Below are 14,938 nucleotides of genomic sequence, written 5' to 3' on the forward strand. Positions count from 1 at the left end.
ATTATTCCTCCTCATTTGTGATATACAGCACTTGGCCTGGCTCCATCTGAATGTCATAAGTATGGGAATAGACGGTTGAGGCATGGACATCAAGGTCTACTCCGGTAAGACGATATTTAGCTGCAAAGTCCGGAAGAACAAGCGTAATATCCGTGGCTCGTTCCGCCTTAATCTCAGCTGCAAAGCTCTTTGTCCTGCGGTCCCACTGGAGTGAAATGCTTCCGGTACAGAACCGGAACCCTCGAACGCGTCCCGCTTCCAACCGATCGGGAAGTGCTGGCAGCAGCTTCACCATCCGGGGGGATACATACAGCAGCATCTCTTGGATTGCATTCGTAATCCCGAGGCTCGCATCGAGCTGAACCGGTGCCTGAGCTTTATTCATGCTGACTCCCATATCTCTCCAGTCATTATGAACTGTGAAGAGATTAGTAAGCAGACAGGAGCGGGTCAAGATATCCAGCGAATCAAGTGCCTTCTCTCCGTCTCCCAGCCTTGCATAGACCGCAGACATATGTGCCAGCGACCAGCCGGTCTGTGCTCCAAGAACACGCATATGAACAGCCCGCTCCAAACCGTGAAACAGTTCTGGACTTTCCTCACGTGCAAATTCCTGACCCGGAAATACAGGATAGATATGGGACAGATGCCGGTGATTGTATCTGTCATGAAATTCGGGATGAATCCATTCCTTCAGGACCCCATCCTCGTTCAGCTTATAGGCAGGAAGACGCTTCAGAATGTGCTCCCAGCGAACAATATCCTCCTCACTGTGTCCCGTTCTTCGGCTACCTTCTATAAGATTCGTGAACAACTCTCTGATGATGGCAACGTCCATGGTAGCATCTATCGCAGTCGGCATAGGATGATCCAGGGACTCTGCCATGTCGGGTATATAATTGCCTGGCGTATTCTCGGGAGAAACGGATGGATATATATGGAGCAGTCCATCCTCACCTTCCGTCAGAAAGTCCTCGTAGAATAAGGAAGCCTCCGTCATGAAGGGCAAGGCCTCGTCTCTCAGGAATTGCTCATCTCCTGTGTACAGGTAGTATTCATAATAATGCCTCGCCAGCCATCCAGCTGCGCCGGTCCAATTCAAGATCACCGGAACGATCTGGGTCGGACTTCCGATACCCGGCGTCGTTCCTGCCGGAATGAAGATGCCTCTGGCACCGTATAACTTACGGGCATTCTCCCTAAAGATCCCCAGCAAGGAATCATAATGACGAAACAACGGTTTCATCAAAGAGGATAGACCTCCAACGGGTGCATGCCAATTCATCATCTGTACATTCTCATTGGCCATGTAATGACACCACATCAGTCTGTAATCTCCGCCCCATAATCCATATAGAGGCATTGGCAAGCCTTTCTCCTCGGTAGAGGAAATATAGAGATACCTCCCATAAGCCCACAATTTTTCAAGCAGAGATACAGAAGCTTTTCCGTCATAAGCAGTAAGAAGCAATTCTTCCGTCGATCTGTTCTCGTCATTCTCTGGCTCCTCAGAGCTGCTCAGCTCAACGGAGGCAGAAGAAAACAGTGCCTTATGAAGCAATACATGCGCTTCAAGCAGTTCTGTATAGGAGGAGCCCACTTCTGCCAATTCTTTTTTCAGACGGGGCCACGCCTTGCTCCTTGCATCCTCTGTAAATACCTTAACGAGAATGAGAACCTCGTTCGCTTTCGTAACCCGAAGCCGTTCACCTTCTCGCCTTACCTGTCCGCCGCTGTCTGTCTTCACCCTCAGAACTGCACCGTAGTCCGTTCCATTCTCATACCTTGCAGCAAAAGACAGAAACTCCCCCTCAACTGCCCAGTCTGCCGTCTCTTTCAAAGCTTGCAGCTGCTCAGCTCTCGAAGGATTATCACTTGGATGGATATCAAATGTAAGGGAGGCATCCACACTGGAAACACTAGATTTCAGTCTGTATACGATCATGTGATCCGCACGCGACACAAACAGGCTTCTATTATATGCCTCCTCCCCGTCCAGCCAGGATACGACCACTTCTCCCGTCTCCATATTCAAGCTGCGCCGGTAATGCCTAAACGCCTCCTGACCTGTCATGGAGAGTCTTAAATCCGCAAGTGGCAAAGGAGCAGACAGTGTACTGTTATACCCTTTTTCCTTGAGCGCGCGGGTTAGAACCCAGCTGGCCTCCTGGAACCGTCCCTCATCCATAAGCCTCCGTGTATCCTCAAGCGTATGACTGACATCGGGAAGAACTCCGATCTGCCCGCCGTGCCATAGACCGAGGTGGTTGATCAGGATCGTTTCATCCTGCACGCCTCCATACACGGATGCCCCGATCATCCCGTTTCCGGAAGGCAGTGCCTCTCTCCATTTGCTCTTCCACCACGAAGAAGGATACCTCGTGACCAGCCTGTTTTTGCTGCTTACCTTACCGCCCTTCATTCCTGCCGTCATCACGTACATTGTCTCCTTCCCTAAAGTAGCTGCATTCAAGTATGCGTTTACATTTTGCAGTTCATGGCGGTTGATGTGATGCACTTCACCCATAAGTCGGTTCTTCTTAGAATTATTTCTTGATCTTATTTCAGTTTTACCACGGCTCGCCGCACTGTTCTAATCTTTTCTTGCCTTAAGTATGCTCACCTTGATCTTTTTTGCTCTTATTTTATGGCTTTATTTACTATATTTTCTATCTATCTCGAACAAGGAACGCTATACTATAACCATCCTCAAAATGTTTACACCTGGAGGTGAGATAGGTGAAGGATTTTGCTATTTATCCGGCCAAGCGCAAAGGAAGCTATACGATGCCGAAATATCATTATCATGACTATTACGAGGTGTATTATCTTCTCTCGGGACATCGCTACTATTATATTGAGAATAAACGTTATTCGATTGATAAAGGAACCATTTTATTTATAGGCAAAAACGAAATTCATAAAACCGTTGATTCTGATAATCAGACCCCGGATCATGAACGACTGGTCCTCTATTTTAGCAGCCGATTTTTGCGTCGCTTCTCCGAAGATCAGCTTGAAATCCTGCTGTCCCCGTTCGACCAGGATAATCGCAAGCTCCAGTTCAGTATCAGGGACCAGAGTTATATTGAGCGTCTGATGTTTCAAATGCATCACGAATTTAACCAGCAGGTCTCCTTCGGACGAGAGCTGTATTTGGAATCTCTGCTGGTTCAGCTCCTGCTCTTCTCCACTCGTAAAATAGAACAAGACCAGCCCGCAGTTCCGGAGGATTCCATGAACGCAAGGATGGCCGAGATTATAGTGTATTGCAACACGCATTTTCGTGAGGAGCTGGGGCTCGAAGAGCTCGCAGCGCAATTTCATTTGAGCACGTTTTATTTGAGCCGGTTGTTTAAGCGAACGACGGGATTCACATTCAAGGAATATATCAATACACTCCGCATTCGTGAAGCCGAGAAGCTGCTGCGCGAGTCGAATCACAAGATCATTCATATCTCCGAGCAGGTCGGCTTCGCGAATGTGTCGCATTTCAATCGTAAATTCAAACAAGTCACCCGAATGGCTCCCAAGGAATTCAAAAAATTATTTACTGGCGATCGGCCGTTTCGTGGGTTCTAGCTGCTCAGCTTGCTCTCCACTGATCCCGGTATTCACTTGGTGTCATCCCCTCATATTTCTTGAAGATTCGATTGAAATAGCTGTGTTTATAGCCGACGCCCTCTGCGATCTCATTAATCTTCATATCTGTCGTCCGCAACAGCTCCTTAGCCCGCACAACGCGATAATCCGTTAAGTAATCGACAAAATTCACGCCGGTCACCTGCTTAAACAGGCGGCTTAGGGTATAGGGTGTGGTTCCTGCTGCACGGGCACAGCTGTCCAGGGATAAGTCCTGCATGTAATGCAGATGAACATATCGAATGGTCTCTTCGACCATTCGTTTCATTTGAATATTCGTCCGTTTCTTGAGATGCTCCATATACGGATGAATGACAGCTTCCTTCAACCAGTGCGAGAGCATGCGGGGCTCCCGAATCATGGACAGCTGCTCATACATGTTCTTTCCCTTGAACAATTGGTGAGGCTGAATTCCTGTCTGCAGGATGACATATTGCATGCTGCCATACAGCTGAAGTACACATTGCTGAACCCAGTATTCCTTCTCTTGCCCTGCCGAAACCTCTTCCAAAAACTCGTCAATCAAGAGCTCCATCTTCTCTTGTTCCCCCATTCGCATCGCCTCGATCAGTTCACGATCCAGTGCAAATGGATAATTTACACTCTTCTCCGATTCCGCATGTACATCCCACTGAGCATACTCCTGGTTCATATCAATAATCTGATTCTCGTCCCTGAACAGCCGTAAAGATGCGGTCTGATTCACCTCCATGAATAGATTCGGAAGTGATCGAACAAGTGTCGTTGGTTGACTAATCGTCACGGTAACCGCAAGTCTAAGTACTCCGCTCACTGTAGCCGACAGCGCTTCGGCAAAGCTCTGCAAGCCATTCAGCCGAACCTCCTCCACAGGCTGAATAACGAGCACACCGATCATCAGGTTATGGAAGCTTAGAATACTATACTGAGATAATTGATCTTTGGCCGTATCTTCAATAATGTTTGCTGCAGCAAAGGCGACCAGCCCTTCTTCGCCGATATCAAATCGAGGATCGGTACCTGGCTGACCTGTCAGCTGCACGATGATCAATGTGAATTTGCAGTCGGATACATTCCATCCATAATGCTTCATTCGTTCCCGGATATCCTTCTCTGAATATCCTTGCAAATGCCCTTGTACCAGTTGAAGTAAAAAGCTCTCCTTGATTCTGGGCAGTTCCTCCTTAAGTCGAAGCTGAAGCGCTTTGCTCTCGAGCGAAATTTCCTGCCATTCCTGCTCGAACAGCTTAAATTCATCAATATAATAACCATGGTTCCCAAGCTGCCTGTCACCTCTGAGCAGTGTGACAAATTGTTCGACAGGAGAGTAAATATGGCGTGAAGCAATCCAAGAGAGAAACAGAGCTGCAAGCAGCATCAACAGGCTGATCATAAAAATAATGGTCGATATCAGCTCGACCGTAGACGTAATAACGGACATTGGCGCCGCGGCAACATATGTCCACTGCTCCCCAAGACGGTCAAACGTATTATAGGACACCGAATAGGTGACCCCTCTCCATTCCTTTATGCTGCTCCCACTGGGCTTCCCCGTCTTTAAAAGATCTTCTCGCAGGCTGCGCTCGAATACCTCCGCATCAATACCATCATTGCTAGACACCATCGGCTTCATATTTTCATCCAGCAGAAAAGCGCTGCCCTCATTGTAAGGAGTCAGTGTCATCAGCTGGTCCAGCAGCTTCTCGGGTACCAGCGTAACCATGAGCACACCAAGCGGAGTCTTGTCCGCTCCACTAATTTTGTGGGACAGCATAATGACGGGTCCCTCCTTCACAGGTCCTTCTTGGGATGCACCGCGAAGTATGGTGGGCTGTGTGCTCCACATAAAATGCTCAGGGCGAGCTAATAAGGTCTCATATTCTTGTTGCAGCTTAGGTTCATACAGCTGTGTAAGCTGTGGATTAAACAAATAATGCTGGTTCTCTTGCTGGACAAATAATTGAACTTGTGAAATCAAAGGATGAGATCCATGGATAATGTCAAGCACCTGACTTATATTCCAAATCTCATTTCTGTTTGCGGGAAGAGAAAAATCCACCTTTTTCAGAGCTTCACCAAAGCTTGATTCCAAGGTCCAGCTCTCTACGCTCTGCTCCAAATATCCCAGAAGATCATCTATGCTTGCGGCCCGCTCCTCCATTTGCTTGCGGTGCAGCTCTGTCATATCGTCATTGATTGCCCCCACAGCAAACCAGTAAATACCGAGACTGGCGAGGAGACCAGGAATACTTGCGGCAAACAGAATGACGAGCAGGCTTTTACGATAATACTTTCCTTTGGAGCTCGGATATTTTCTCATTCCTATCCCCCTTTAATATGGAAAATAAAGCGTATACATTAGTTAATTTACATTTATATGTATCTAAAAAGCAACCCATTCATATGTCCGATGCCCCCTGCTTGAAAGCGCACTTTTCAGCGCAAGAATATAAAAAACCCTAACCCATAAGGTCAAGGTCGACTAATAACATCTCATTTTTCAAGGATTTCTGATGATCATCGCTAAACACTAAACTTCAATACAGGTAGTCAACGTTACTGGTCCAAGCATACCAGAGGGTAATGACACCCGATCATAACGATTTGCAAGTGTATTTGTTACCTCGACCTTCAGCACATTTTTTCCCGTCAATAAATGATCTGACAATGAAAAACGGTACGGAGACCACAGCTTCACATCTATAAGCCGCCCGTTCAGGAACACCTTGGCCATTTCGTGGATCTCTCCTAAATCCAGAATGACATCCGCATAGGAAGCTGTCCTGTTCCATTCGAGCTCTCTAGTATACGTCATCGTACCAGAGAAATGCTCCCTTCCTTCCCATTCAGTCCATGACGTAAGCGGGACTTCTCCTTCTACACCATCTACTTCCCAGCCATCGTTCAAGTCCTGGGCAACAGCCTCTTGCTTGGAGATGACAGGGTTTAAAGTCACAGCAGCTGCCGGGTCGAGCGCGATAACCAGACATTGTCTGCGTTCGATCGTTAGGGGGATATTCATTCCTCCATTTCTCGCTTCAGCCTGTACAGGTATAGAGGTGCCGCTCCATGCATCCCACAATTCAGGCTTACCCTCACCGTTCATAGATAAAGTACCTTTGATTGCTGTTTCGCCTTCGTTGACAAGCACATACAGATGGATACCCTCCTTAACAACATGACTGATTCTCAGTCCAGGGCTTAAGGGTTTAAATTCAGCTCGATGCGGGAGTATCTGTTCCACTCGATCTGCTACTGCTTCGATGGAGTGATGAACCTCCCAGCCCGGTTCAACGCAGCCGACAGGTGGTGCAGTTACTCGGTTGTGCTCCAGAATTCTCCCACCTTGACAGACAAATTCCTTAAGCTTCTCCCGTGTGTCCAGTTCAAACTGCTCTACATCCTCAAGAAGAACAATACGGTACCGCTGATTTGCTATAGCAATCATCCCGTTCTCAAGAACAGCTTCGTTCTGAAGCAGCTCCTCCTCCAAATAGTTAAACTCGATTTGACCTTCATACAGCGGTCTCGCCAGCTCCCAGGACAAATGATCCGCACGGCACAGAACACACACTTCAGGCTGATTTATGCTCTCTGTCATAACCCAGCTCATACGTTTAATATACTGCGAGAGACGGTCATACTCCGGCCACCAGATGTTGTTTGGTCCTACATCGGGAGCCCGCTCATGAAGCCGCTCCCCTTCGATAGAATAGTAGAAAGCATGTGGACTTATCAGATTAACGCCCCGGACGAAGAGCCAGTCCAAATACCACTTCATATCATCTGCCGTTAGAGCCCAGCTGTTACCTTTGGCGCATACGCCAAAGCATTCGTTCAAATTTCTTGATTTGTTCCGGTGCCGCGCTGAATCGGCCGAGCATTTGCCCATCGTGCTGTGCTTACCGGTTATACCGAGGTCCCCTTCAGGAGCAATCCAGCGCCAAACGATGTCTTGACCGGGTATGTGAAAATAGCGTAACAGCCCCATGTCGTCACTCGCTGCAGGGTGTCCAGTCAGCGCAATGCTATGCGCCTCACACCAATCATGAAGCGGCTTGTAGAAGCTTCGCTCCATTCTGTGTCTAACCGCCTTGCGGTAGCATCTCCGAATTTCGGCTGTGTTGTCACCGCTCTCAAGCCATAGGAGAACAAGATCCTCCTCCCGGTTCCCACTGCTCATGAACTCCTCAAGGAATCCTGCCGTCCAGGGCAGCATACCCTTGCGATGTTTTCTTCCGAGCAAATCCGGCTCATCTGTGAACATGGCGATGATACTGCTGCCAAAATGACGGCCGATCCGCTCATAATATCGTTCATGCGTAAGCTCAATGAACAGCTGTACGGCTTCCGGATTTAACAGATCGGCTGCACGGGGTGCACCCGGTTCCCCATCGTCCTGGCCGTAATGAATGCCCCGAATCGTGCCTAAGCTATACCGGTCGATAAAGGCGACATATGACCATGCTCCTTCATCTGGCGGAGCAAAGCTCACGATGCCACAGCTATCATCTGCCACTTCAATGATCTGCGTCTTGCTGCCTTCAATTCCTTCCAGCTTCGGCCCCGTCCGGCTAATCGCCTGCACTGATACGATACGGTCGCCTTCTTCAAGCGGGATAATCCATTCGGGTGTATTCTTCATTGGCTGCTCCAGCATGATAAGCCCGCGGCTCGCGTATTCCGGTTTACAGCGTACAATTTCCCCATTAGCACTCCCTGATGGATACATTCCTTCATCGTACAGGATGACGCGCATATTCATGCTTGCTGCCTCATCTACGATAGCTTCCACGAGCGCCATGAATTCATCGGATAAGTAACCAAGGGTATCCGGAATACCTATACGCGGGTGAAGAACAAAGCCTTCGACTCCTTTATCACGAAAATCACGGAGCTGCCGAAGCAGTTCCTCTTGCTCTAGGTTTCCATTCCAGAACCAGAAAGGCATAGGGGTGAATGCCCCATCGGGTGTCAAAAATTGTGTTCTGAGACTTTCCAGCTTCATCATCACAGTGATATCGTATCCCCTTTCCCAATTGAATTTAGACAGTCCGCTGCTTCTTATTCTACGAGACCTGTGCGGTCAACTCCTTCTACAAACCATCTTTGTGCAAATATATACAGAATGAGCGGAGGTAGTATCATCAGGAACGAAGCAGCCATCTTCATCGGCTCATCATAGATGGACGGTCCGATCTCCTCGGCTCTCATGTTTATCTCATTCGTTATACTGGCTACACCGACAGATAGAGGCTGATCTTCCATACCATGCAGGAAAATGCTTGGCGTATAGAAGTCATTCCAGTTCCAAACGAAGGAGAATAAGAATACGACGACAATGGCTGGCCTTGCCAGCGGCAGCATCACTCGGAAGAATACTTTTAACGGATTGGCTCCATCCATCATCGCTGCTTCCTCCAGCTCCTTCGGCTGTTTGGCGAAGAACTGCCTATAAATGATGACAAACAATGCTCCTTTGACTCCTTGACCAAATAACGCGGGCAGCACAAGCGGAACGTAAGACTCAAGGAATCCCAGCTGTGAAGCGGCAATCAGCTTCGGCAGTACGGTCAGCTGCGGCGGTACAATAAAGGTAAGCAGCAAACAGAAGAACCAAAATTTCTTCAAAGGGATATCAAGCCTGGCAAACGCATATCCTGCAACTGCGCATGAAATCGTCTGGAATACGGCTATGCTCGTTGAGAGAGATAAACTGATGGTGAGTGCTTTTGGATACTGCAGCATTTCCCATGCATCCTGCAGCATCCCGAAATAAATAACCCGAGGCACCCAGGTCACCGCCGGGTCCATCAAATCCACAGAATCCTTAATCATGCTCGTGATCATAAAGATAATGGGATTAAGATAGATATACGCCGTATCAATGAGGATGACATACAGGAAGCATTTGAATATAAGGCCTTTGTCCGCCTCAAGCCCAATAAGCTTGGTCTTCACGAGACGGCGGGCGGTTAGCGGCAAGCTCTTCGTTTTATTTTTGACAAAGACCGGTCTAGCCATGATATACCTCCTTTAACGGTAAGCGCTGGCCCTGCGTGAAATTCTCGAGAACAGGAAGAAAATAATACCCAAGAAAACGAGAATAATACTGAAATAGATCCAGGCCAGAGCACTCGACAATCCATAATCCGCCGTATTGACCATGTCGATAACAGGATTGGTCGGAAAAGTAAACAAATCGACCACCGTATAAATCGTATTTAACAGGATGAAGGGGACCATCTCTGGAAGTGTTATTTTCCAGAACGTCTCCCAAGGGGCTGCTCCATCCATCCGGGCTGCCTCATAGATTGAGTGCGAGATCGTTTGTCTGCCTGCAAGAAAGATCAAGATTTGAACTCCGGCATACCACAGCACAAGTACAAACGAACCCATTACCGCAATGATGGGTGCAGCCCAGCTGCCAGGAAGCAGCTCCGTTACGAAGGAAGAAATATTGTATCTCGTTAAGAACTCAATATCACCTTCACCTTGTGCCATAAATTCTTCAATCACCTGCCCGGTCGTAAAGATAACAGGAAGAAAGAAGATGACTCGAAACGCGGTGCGTCCCGCAAATTTCTGATTAAGCATAATCGCAATCAGCAGGGCGAAGATGACAATAACCGGGATCATGAGCAGTGCTTCTCGCAGAAATGGAATCAGCCCTTCGTACAAATATCTGCCATTCTCGAATAATATCGTCTTGTAATGCGCAAGTCCTCTATATTCCACCTTGAGCCCGCTCGCTAGAATTTCCAAATGATGAAAACTCATGTACAGCGAATACGCAAGCGGAAACGCCATAAAGATCAAGAAACCGATAACCCAGTTGGATATGAAGATGGAGCCCCACAGCTTTCGATGCGCTCGTGCACTAAGACGCCTCTTTTTACGTTTCATCTACGCTCCATCCCCTTTCAATACCTTGAAATTCTGCCCGGCAACCTCCTCACCGTCATATAAAATTGCCGCCTCCGTATAATTGACGATAATCATGGTTCCATCTTCATAGGTGGTCGCCTTTACCCCGTCAGCCAGCTCACGATGCTCAACAATAAACTGATGCTGTACATCTGAGAGCGCCTCATTATACCTCCTGTACTCCGAAGCTGCGGTATCCGCCCAGCTTGCATAGTGGGAGCTTTTGAGCTGGAGACCGTGTGCCTCGGTCAATCTGTCAGCCGGCACTGCTGTGAATAGAAATGAGGGGAGCGCACCATATTCAATATCCCGCAAAAAATCGTGCTTAAATTGCTGCCTGTCATTCTCAAATCCAGACGTATAGGTGATTAGTCCATGCACTGCGATTTGTGCAAAAGGAATGGCCTCCTGCGAGAACAGATCATAGGAGTAATCGTCTGGGAGCTCATTCACATGAGTAGCACCGCCCAGCATATAAAAGTTCGGACTTTCAATCCATGCCTCGCCCAATTCATCCTTCACTTGCTGAAGGAGCTCTTGCTGTATGGAGATCGCTTCCGTGCGGGAGGCTCCGATTCTAGTGTTATAGTCGCTGTCCAGACGACTGCCTGTGACGAGGAGAGACAGCCCATCTGCCCCTAGCTCAGCATAGGAGCTCAGCTCCTTGCGCAGAGCATTCTGAATAAAGCGACTGCTGGCCAAATAGACCTCATCACCGCGGATTCGGGCTTCCTGCATCGTCCCAGCCATGTTTCTTATCGCATGATACTGCTCACGGAATCCTCCGTTACCGGTATTATTGAACTCATAATTGACTCCCAGCATAACCGGGATATCAAGCGAATGGGCATGCTCGATTAACTCCTTCATCCCCTGCTCGCCGCCAAGCGCCGGATCAACACCAAGATATCCGCCATACTGTGCATAACCGCCTTTCTGCCATCCCAAGTAGGTTAATGACATCGAGTCAACTCCCCGCTCCCGGAGATCGGACAGAATATGTGCAGCTTGTTCAGTTGTCGTCGCTTGAATATAACGGCTCCCGAGCATCCCATCTTCAGAATCACCACCCAGAAGAGTGAGATGAAGCGGGATATTGGCAGATTCCGAATCGCTTTGTTTCTCAAGCCCTTTCTCTTCCATCAAGTACTTGCGGTATCGATCCGCCATGCCGACATAATCGGATTTGCCATTGTTCAAGAAATAATATCGTACAGTCCGATCAGTGCCGAAACGCTTATCTTTATTGTAGGTCGTAAAGCTCGTTCCTTTGCTCCGGTTCGTAATTTGCTCAAACGTGGCTCGATAGGTCTGCTGTGCCGTAATCCAGTTATAGCCGCTCAGCATGCCGGAAGGGGCGGCGAAAATATCGCTGTATTCGGCTCCCTCTTCTATTACAGCAAGCATTCCCTTCTCGCCAGAGTGAATTCCGAAGACCGGCATCTGGGCTGGATAACGAGAACTGAAGCCAAGCCGACTCATATAGGAGGGGTCTTTGCCGTATACACTTTCCTGATAACCAAGATTCGTATTCAGTCTGTGATCATCATAAGCGATCAATGCGCCGGATCCGTCCGGAACGAACAGATAACCTTCCCGATCGTTTGAGTGCTCTGATGCCATAAATGGGAACAGTCTCAGCCAGATCAAGCTGTATTTGCCTTCCTTCATGCCCTTATCCACGATCTTGGTCTCCACGTAATCGTCTTGTATCCGGATTTGGACAGGCACGGTCAATTCCAGCTTGGGCATGTCATATGTCCACTGAATGCCTCCGTCGATCTCCTGGATGTCTTCAATTGTGCCGCCTAAGGTCCTGAAATTACTCTCACGAGGCTGCGTGTTATATACCGTGAAATCGGTGTACTGGAACATGAGTGGCGAGACCAGGTGTGTCTTCCAAATTCCACCGATCGTCTCATTCTCGAAGTCTTGCGGATCAGGATAGGATCTCCAAATATTGCCGTTACGTTTATCCTCGACAATGAAGTGTCCTGTCTTCTCATCCAGCTTCAGAATCAGTGAATCGGTTTCTGCCGCTGCTCTAAAATCAGCCTCTACCGGGAGTGAGGCCTCTTGCTGCTCCGCACCTCCTGATGTCCCTTGCTGAGCTGCTGGGACCATGTCATCTCCTCTAAACTTCACTTCGAGCCTACTGGCACCAAATATGATAACGAAGGCGAGAAGAATGAAGAGCACAGCTTTTCTGTATTTTGCAAGCCTCATCTTAACAGCACCTCCTGATAGACTTCATGGACAAATACGAGCAGCTCGTTCGTAAGACCAATGACAAGAAAGATCAAGACTGCGAGCACAATTAAAGCGAACAGGCTCATTATCATATTCATCAAGGTTTCCCCTACGGTGTAATTATGTAAGGACTGAACCATCCAGATGAACAGAAAAGCGAGCCAGATATACATTCCGAGCTGGAGATAATCGTAAATTGCACCTTCTGCGCGTGTCATGACATTGGATAGGACAGCCAGCGGTACACCAATGAGAATAAAAGGCGTGAGTGCATAGGCACTGCCAACAAAAACATCCTTGAAACGTCCCTCTCCCCTGTAGATGGAGCTAATCAAATAATTGCTTACAACCCAACCGCACCACAGCCCTAGGAAAGGGAGCAGCACCGAGGTCACTGTAACCGAAGACGGCGAAACCGGGTTGAACGCAAAGCTCGTCATCTGTTCAGATAGAAGGAGCGCACTTCCTGTCAGTACCAACAGAATACACGCGCTCACATACCCGCCTTTATTCTCAAACCTTAATGCGGTAAAACCGTCGATGGGATGTCTTAGAATGACAAAAGCCTGTTTTAGTTGGGAGAACAACAGATACCTGTCATCCATTCGGTTTGAGAAGCCTTCCATCATCCGATTTGTTCTTCCTCTAGCTAGTCGGTTGACAACAAATATAAGTACTGCGGCTACTGCGAGCAGCGTAGCAAAGAATGAGAATCGAGCCTGGAACCACTGCAGCCGGATCTGCCAGAAGGACTCTGAATAACCTGCATCGTTTCCCGCAATTTTGAACAGCCTGGCGGCTTCCTCGTAATTTCCCTTCTTATACGCTACCTGTGCTAGACCTAGAATGGCCGGCAAATATTGTTCATTGAGACGAAGTACTTCCTTCCAGGGCTGCTCACTTTCGAGATACCTGCCCTCTTGGGTCAAGCGGTTCGCCTCATGCACCATTGCCCCGAATTCCGACAGACGATAGGCTTGCAGTATGCTTTCCTGACTGTCGAGCACATAAATTTCTCCTCTGGAATTAATATCAATCGCAGCAGGTGTCTTAATTAAACCGAGCTGGGACGAAGCAGATGATGAAGGTCCGCCGAAATAAAAGAGCAGATTGCCATTAGCATCATACTGGCTCAAATAGGTGTAATAGGAATCAACGACTGTAAAATTCCCTTCCGAATCGACTGAAACATCGACAATTTGGGGAGGGGTTGTAATGCCGTCAACATAACGAATGTCATACCAGTTATACTCGCCGAAGCTCTTCTTCGCCGTGCCGAATTTATTATATTGGGCAAGAATATTCTCTCCCTGGAAATTCAGCTTTTTAATCTGCTCGGCTTCCACTTCAGCACCGTTCGTTACGGTATAGATGAACCCCCCGTCATCGATCGCAAGATTGTTGACAGCAGGAGGAATTTTGCTCGTTTCATTTTCATACATCTCCCGGGTGTAAAATGCTCTTTTTATGGAATCAATGAAGGAAAATGGTGCCGCATTGGCTCCATAGAATCTTTGAAATTCCCCATCCGGGTTAAGCTGTACCAGCCCGTAATATCCGCCCATCGTGACAATATATATGTATCCGCGTTTGTCCGCCGCCACCTTGATGGGATCGTATTTCAGCTCCTCTGGTACATTGCTGGATTCAGGACGCTTATATTCCTTAAGCAGCTGGCCTGATGCCGACAGTCGAACAACGCGCTTATTCCCGGTATCCGCAATGAAAATATGACCCTTCTCATCAACAAATACGCCTTGAGGAGCATTCAGCGGATTCTCCGCCAGCTCATAATACCTTTCAAAATTCCCGTCTTTATCAAATTTCACAATTCGATTGTTACCCGTGTCTGCCACATAAATTTCATCAGACTCACTGATATAGACATCCGAAGGCTTCTGCATCGGCGAAGCCACGAATTGCCCCGGATTGTCTGGATCGGGTGCGGCGAGATCCTTGCCTATCATTTTGAAGGGTGTGTAGGCGGGCTGGGTGTCAATCTGATGTCCATAGCTGTCTTTCGTAAAAGTGCCGTAGGTTACGTCCGCCCATGCCGTATGCGGAACCTGCACAGCAGTCAGGATCAGTGCCAAACTAACGACAGACAGCCATGCACGTAATCCACAGTTAAACTTCATAC

General features: G+C 48.1%; 8 protein-coding genes. 1 reads left to right on the top strand and 7 read right to left on the bottom strand.

What is annotated here, in order from left to right; all coding sequences use genetic code 11:
- Position 1: 1 nt before the first annotated feature.
- Entirely contained in the window at positions 2 to 2,527 is a 2,526-nt protein-coding gene (locus tag BM415_RS13490) for a glycosyl hydrolase family 95 catalytic domain-containing protein (protein WP_091158714.1), read from the bottom strand.
- Positions 2,528 to 2,739: 212 nt separating this feature from the next.
- Here BM415_RS13490 and BM415_RS13495 point away from each other — a divergent pair, with 212 nt between their 5' ends.
- Complete coding sequence (locus BM415_RS13495) at positions 2,740 to 3,582, top strand: AraC family transcriptional regulator (RefSeq protein WP_091158715.1); 843 nt, start codon at positions 2,740 to 2,742, stop codon at positions 3,580 to 3,582.
- A gap of 4 nt (positions 3,583 to 3,586) precedes the next feature.
- Here BM415_RS13495 and BM415_RS13500 read toward each other — a convergent pair whose 3' ends face one another.
- The 6 genes from BM415_RS13500 to BM415_RS13525 all read right to left on the bottom strand — a co-directional run bounded on the left by BM415_RS13500 (position 3,587) and on the right by BM415_RS13525 (position 14,936).
- Positions 3,587 to 5,941, bottom strand: coding sequence for an AraC family transcriptional regulator (locus BM415_RS13500; RefSeq protein ID WP_091158717.1), 2,355 nt, complete (start codon positions 5,939 to 5,941; stop codon positions 3,587 to 3,589).
- A gap of 210 nt (positions 5,942 to 6,151) precedes the next feature.
- Complete coding sequence (locus BM415_RS13505; protein WP_091158719.1) at positions 6,152 to 8,632, bottom strand: glycosylhydrolase-like jelly roll fold domain-containing protein; 2,481 nt, start codon at positions 8,630 to 8,632, stop codon at positions 6,152 to 6,154.
- Positions 8,633 to 8,685: 53 nt separating this feature from the next.
- On the bottom strand, positions 8,686 to 9,645 hold the full coding sequence (locus BM415_RS13510; RefSeq protein ID WP_091158720.1) for a carbohydrate ABC transporter permease: 960 nt from the start codon (positions 9,643 to 9,645) through the stop codon (positions 8,686 to 8,688).
- Positions 9,646 to 9,657: 12 nt separating this feature from the next.
- Positions 9,658 to 10,527 carry a carbohydrate ABC transporter permease gene (locus tag BM415_RS13515; protein WP_091158722.1) on the bottom strand — a complete coding sequence of 290 codons (870 nt, stop codon included), beginning with the start codon at positions 10,525 to 10,527 and terminating at the stop codon, positions 9,658 to 9,660.
- Positions 10,528 to 12,774, bottom strand: a complete 2,247-nt coding sequence (locus BM415_RS13520) for a DUF5696 domain-containing protein (RefSeq protein WP_091158723.1) — start codon at positions 12,772 to 12,774, stop codon at positions 10,528 to 10,530.
- On the bottom strand, positions 12,771 to 14,936 hold the full coding sequence (locus BM415_RS13525) for a YIP1 family protein (RefSeq protein ID WP_091158725.1): 2,166 nt from the start codon (positions 14,934 to 14,936) through the stop codon (positions 12,771 to 12,773). The genes BM415_RS13520 and BM415_RS13525 overlap by 4 nt, the downstream gene beginning before the upstream one ends.
- Positions 14,937 to 14,938: the final 2 nt, after the last annotated feature.

Origin of the sequence: Paenibacillus sp. 453mf (genome assembly GCF_900116105.1) — a bacterium.
Lineage (GTDB): Bacteria > Bacillota > Bacilli > Paenibacillales > Paenibacillaceae > Paenibacillus > Paenibacillus provencensis.

Coding starts and splice junctions, on each gene's coding strand:
- BM415_RS13525 (WP_091158725.1), bottom strand. CDS start 14,936: ATGAAGTTTAACTGTGGATTACGTGCATGGCTGTCTGTCGTTAGTTTG.
- BM415_RS13490 (WP_091158714.1), bottom strand. CDS start 2,527: ATGGGTGAAGTGCATCACATCAACCGCCATGAACTGCAAAATGTAAAC.
- BM415_RS13500 (WP_091158717.1), bottom strand. CDS start 5,941: ATGAGAAAATATCCGAGCTCCAAAGGAAAGTATTATCGTAAAAGCCTG.
- BM415_RS13520 (WP_091158723.1), bottom strand. CDS start 12,774: ATGAGGCTTGCAAAATACAGAAAAGCTGTGCTCTTCATTCTTCTCGCC.
- BM415_RS13510 (WP_091158720.1), bottom strand. CDS start 9,645: ATGGCTAGACCGGTCTTTGTCAAAAATAAAACGAAGAGCTTGCCGCTA.
- BM415_RS13505 (WP_091158719.1), bottom strand. CDS start 8,632: ATGATGAAGCTGGAAAGTCTCAGAACACAATTTTTGACACCCGATGGG.
- BM415_RS13515 (WP_091158722.1), bottom strand. CDS start 10,527: ATGAAACGTAAAAAGAGGCGTCTTAGTGCACGAGCGCATCGAAAGCTG.